The sequence below is a fragment of the Kocuria rhizophila genome (assembly GCF_003667225.1).
Taxonomy (GTDB): Bacteria; Actinomycetota; Actinomycetes; order Actinomycetales; family Micrococcaceae; genus Kocuria; species Kocuria rhizophila.
Genome location: NZ_RCOM01000121.1, coordinates 1 through 4445, shown reverse-complemented (window position 1 = coordinate 4445; position 4445 = coordinate 1). Strand labels below are relative to the sequence as shown.

Sequence of the window (4445 nt, the reverse complement as noted above, 5' to 3'; positions counted from 1 at the left end):
ACATGAGCTTGCCCTGCAGGTCCCCGGTGGCGGCGACCCCGCCGAAGGCGACGGCGGGTACCCGACGTGAGGGTGTGCCGGGGACGGGCACGGACGGGAACCAGCAGGCATGAAACGTCCCCCGCTGGGCCCCGGTGGTGCTGCCACAGTCTTCACCCTCGGCCTCCTCGGAGCGCTCAAGGCTCTGGCTCTGATCGGCATGGCCGAAGCCCTGGCCCGCGGCATCGTCGGGGTCATCGCTCATGACACGGCGGCCTGGCAACGGGCTCTGCTGGTCGGGGTCGGTGCCGGGCTGCTGCGTGCCGCAACCACCTGGGCCACCCAGGTCGTCGCCGTCCGCGCCGCCGGTCGGGCGAAGCGGGGGCTGCGCCGAGAACTCGCCACCCGCCTCCTGGCCGGGGGCGGCCACGACGTCGGCGCCACGACCACTGTGGGCACCATCGGCCTCGACGCCCTCGACGACTACTACGCGCGCGTGCTGCCCTCGGTCACCGCCGCCACCACCGTGCCTCTGCTGGTCGGGGCGCGGATCCTGGCCGCCGACTGGGTCAGCGCCCTCATCATCGTGCTCACCGTGCCCCTGATTCCGGTGTTCATGGCACTGATCGGGCTGCACTCCCAGGACAAGGCTGAGGAGTCCTCCGCCGCCCTTCAACGACTCTCCCACCACCTGGTCGAACTCGCCCGTGGACTGCCCGTCCTCGTGGGCCTGGGACGGATCGAGGAGCAGGCTGCGGCGCTGCGCGATGTCTCCGAGCAGCACCGGCACACAACCATGGTGACCCTGCGCACCGCGTTCCTCTCCGCGCTCGTGCTCGAGCTGATCGCCACGCTCTCGGTCGCCGTCGTGGCGGTGTTCGTCGGCGTGCGCCTCGTCTACGGTGACCTCGACCTCCTGGTGGGACTCATTGCCCTCATCCTCGCCCCCGAATGCTTCGCCCCCTTCCGCGACCTCGGCGCAGCCTTCCACGCCTCCCAGGACGGCATGGCAGCCTTGCACTGCTCCCGTGAGATCGTCGCCGAGCCCCCGGCCCCCGACATCCGCAGACCGACGCCACCGGAATCGAACCCCGCAACGATCAACCCCCAGCCGGACACCCCAGCGGACCAGGCACCCGCGGTGCGAATCAGTGGCGTGGTCGTGCGCTACCCAGGACGGCCCTCCCCAGCAGTATCCGGTCTCGACGCCGAAATCCCTTCCGGAACTATCACTAGCGTCGAAGGCCCCAGCGGCAGCGGCAAATCCACCCTGCTCGGGGTCCTCGCCGGAACCATCGAAGCCCAAAAAGGAACCATCCACGGGATCGACCCGGCTGCAGTGGCCTGGGTGCCTCAGCACATCCACACCGTCGGCGAGACCGTCCTCGACGAGATCCAGCTCTACGCCCACGACACCGCTTCCACCCACCACGCCCTCGCGCGAGTCGGACTGACCGGGCTGGCCGAGGCGGACCCGAACCAACTCAGCCCCGGGGAACTGCGCCGCCTGGGCCTGGCCCGGGGCCTGGTCCGCATCACCGCCGGGGCCCGGCTGCTGCTCCTCGACGAGCCCACCGCCCACCTCGATCCCACCAACGCGCACCGCATCAGAAACCTCATCGACAACCTGCGCGGCACCACCACCGTGATCCTGGCCTCCCACGAAACCGAGATCACCGCCCTCGCCGACCAGAAAGTGCTCCTGGGGCAGCCCGCCAGCCCCCGCGGGGAGGGGGCGCATCGCCAGCCAGGAACCACCGCCCCGGAGGAGCAGCAGGCCTCCGATCGCCAGGGCGAGGCGTTCACTTCTTCACTCGCCGAGACCTCCGGTGGTGCGTTGGGCGAGCTCAGGGCGTTCCTCGCCTCCACTCGCTGGCGCATGTTGGGGGCAGCGGCCCTGGGGACGGCCTCAGCCCTGTTCGCCGCCGCCCTCACCACGCTGTCGGGCTGGCTAATCGTGCGCGCCAGCGAGCAGCCGGGAATCATGTACCTGATGGTCGCCATCGTCGGCGTCCGCTTCTTCGGCATCGGCCGCGCCGTGCTGCGCTACGCCGAACGACTGGCCACCCACGACGCCGTCCTGTCCGCCACCACCGAGCTCAGGTCCCGGATCTGGGCCGGGCTGGCCGCCCGAGGCCTGGCCTCCCGGGTTCTAGCCACCGGTGGGGCGGCCCTGGAGCACCTGGTCGACGCCGCCGACCGGGTCCGCGACCTGGCCCCCCGGGTCCTGCTGCCACCGATGGCCGGGGCCGGCACCGCCCTGGGGGCTGTCGTCGCCGTCATGGCCCTGTGCCCCAGCGCGGTGCCCACGCTACTGGTCGCCGTCCTCGGCGGGCTGCTCGCCGGGCCCGTCGCGGCGCTGCTGGCCGACCGATCCGCGGCCCGCCACCTCACCGTCGTGCGCTCCAGCGTGATCCGCCGCTTCGCCGCGATGGTCGCCGCCTCCGACGAGCTGCGCGCCAACGATCGAGCCAAGGACATGCTCGCCCGGCTCGACGACCTCGAGCAGTCCGCGGACACCGCAACCCGGTCCACTGCCTGGGCGCGGGGCCTGGGCGAGGCCGTCGTGGTGCTGGCCTGCTCCCTCTCCTCCGTGCTCATGCTGGCAACCACCGTCGAAGCCCGGGCGGCAGGCACAATCTCCGCACCGGTCGTCGCCGCACTCGTGCTGCTGCCCCTGGGCCTGATCGATCCGCTGCTCGGCGCGGTCGATGCGGTACAGCAGTGGCCCGCGCTGGCCCAGTCGCTGCGCAAGGTCCATGCCGTCACCGCCACAACCACCCGCCATAAGCGACCTCGGCCCCCCGCCGGGCTGGTTCCGGCTCAGGTCCAAGAGCTGACGCTGGCCGACCTGGCCGTCACCTGGCCGCAGGCGCCGGCCCCGGCATTCCGCCACCTCCAGGCCACCGTGCGCCGGGGCCGGTGGCTCGTCGTTGAAGGTCCCTCCGGCTCAGGCAAATCCACCCTGCTGGCGACCCTCCTGGGCCACTTGCCCGCCGCGGAGGGCTCATGGCAGGTCAACGGCTCCGACAGCACCACCTTCGACGCCCGGCAGCTGCGGCGACGCTTCGCCTGGTGCCCCCAGGAGGCACACCTGTTCGACTCCACCATCCGCGGGAACCTCCTGCTCGCCCGGGGGAAAAACGATCGGCCCACCGATGAGGACATGCATGAGGTCCTTACCCGCGTGGGCCTGGAGTCCTTCATGGGTGGATTGCCCCAGGGCCTGGACACACCAGTCGGCCCGAGCGGAGGGAGCCTCTCGGGAGGCCAACGACAACGCATCGCCGTCGCCAGGGCGCTGCTCACCCGCGCCGACGTCCTGCTCCTCGACGAACCCACCGCTCACCTCGACGCACCCGCTGCCCACTCGCTGATCTCCGACCTGCGCTCAGCACTGTCCGACCGCATCGTCGTGCTCGTGACCCACCACGCCGAACAACGCACTGGAGCAGACGTTCGCCTCCACCTGCCAGGAGCGCACCAGCACTGCGCACCACAGCCCAGTGACCATGCACAGACCAGTGACCATGCGCAGGCTAGAAACGGCGACCGGTCACTGACGCGTGTTCCCTGACCGTCCCGCCAACGCAGAAAATTCCAGGCGTCCCAGATGGGATACAGCCCTTCCGGGGACTCTGCTCGACCCGTCCTCAGCGCCGGCGCCCGGCTGACCTGCGCTGGCACGGGTTAATCCGGAAGGCTCCGAGAAGACGCCATGGCGAGTAGGACCATCCCGTGACGAGACACCGCTCGGCTCCCTCACGCTCCCGGGGCGATGGAGGTGTCGGTGCTCGCTGTGGCGTCTTCGGCGGGCGGCACGGTGGCGCGGCGGGGTGAGCGGCCCAGATCTACCACACGGTAGATCAGACCCGCCACCAGACCCCCCAGCAACGGGGCAACCCAAAACAGCCACAGCTGAGACAGGCTTTCAACACCCCCGATAACCGCGGTGCCGGTGGAGCGGGCCGGATTCAGCGACCCGCCGTCGAAAGGCGCCAGGATGGTGAGCAGGAAGGCGAAGCTCGCCCCGATCGCCACCGGGGCCAGGACCGCGTTGGCCCGTGGGGCTGTCGAGCCCAGGACCACGAGGACGAACAGCGTCGTCGCCACGAACTCGACCAGAAGCACGGTGGACCAACCGGCTTGGGAGGTGGAGTTCTCCCCGTAGCCGTTGGCCACCGCCCCCAAGGCCTGGGCGGTGGTGGAGGCATCAATCAGTGTCATCAGCACCGCCCACAGCATGCCCACCGCGACCAGCGCCCCGAGCACCTGGGCCACCACGTAGCCGAGGGCGACCTTGGCCGGAGTGCGCCCGGACACGACCGCTGAAGCGCCGTGAGTTTGTTGGAGGCTCCTGACCTTGGAAACGAGGATGGAGTTATGCCGAAGGAACTGGCGAATGGGAAGCCGACGACGCGTCGCTACTCGGACGAGGAGAAGGCCGCCGCGGTGCGGATGGTGAG

Annotated in this window: 2 protein-coding genes; one reads left to right on the top strand and one right to left on the bottom strand. The window is 70.5% G+C overall.

What is annotated here, in order from left to right:
* The first annotated feature begins 109 nt into the window (after positions 1-109).
* Positions 110-3556: a thiol reductant ABC exporter subunit CydD gene (cydD, locus tag D9R02_RS11245; protein ID WP_019311287.1), complete on the top strand. Its 3447-nt coding sequence runs from the start codon at positions 110-112 to the stop codon at positions 3554-3556.
* Between the two features lie 185 nt (positions 3557-3741).
* Here the strand turns inward: cydD and D9R02_RS11240 are convergent, their stop codons facing one another.
* Positions 3742-4302 (bottom strand): aquaporin, encoded by a 561-nt coding sequence (locus D9R02_RS11240; protein WP_019311288.1) that lies wholly within the window; start codon positions 4300-4302, stop codon positions 3742-3744.
* Positions 4303-4445: the final 143 nt, after the last annotated feature.

Coding starts and splice junctions, on each gene's coding strand:
- cydD (WP_019311287.1), top strand. CDS start 110: ATGAAACGTCCCCCGCTGGGCCCCGGTGGTGCTGCCACAGTCTTCACC.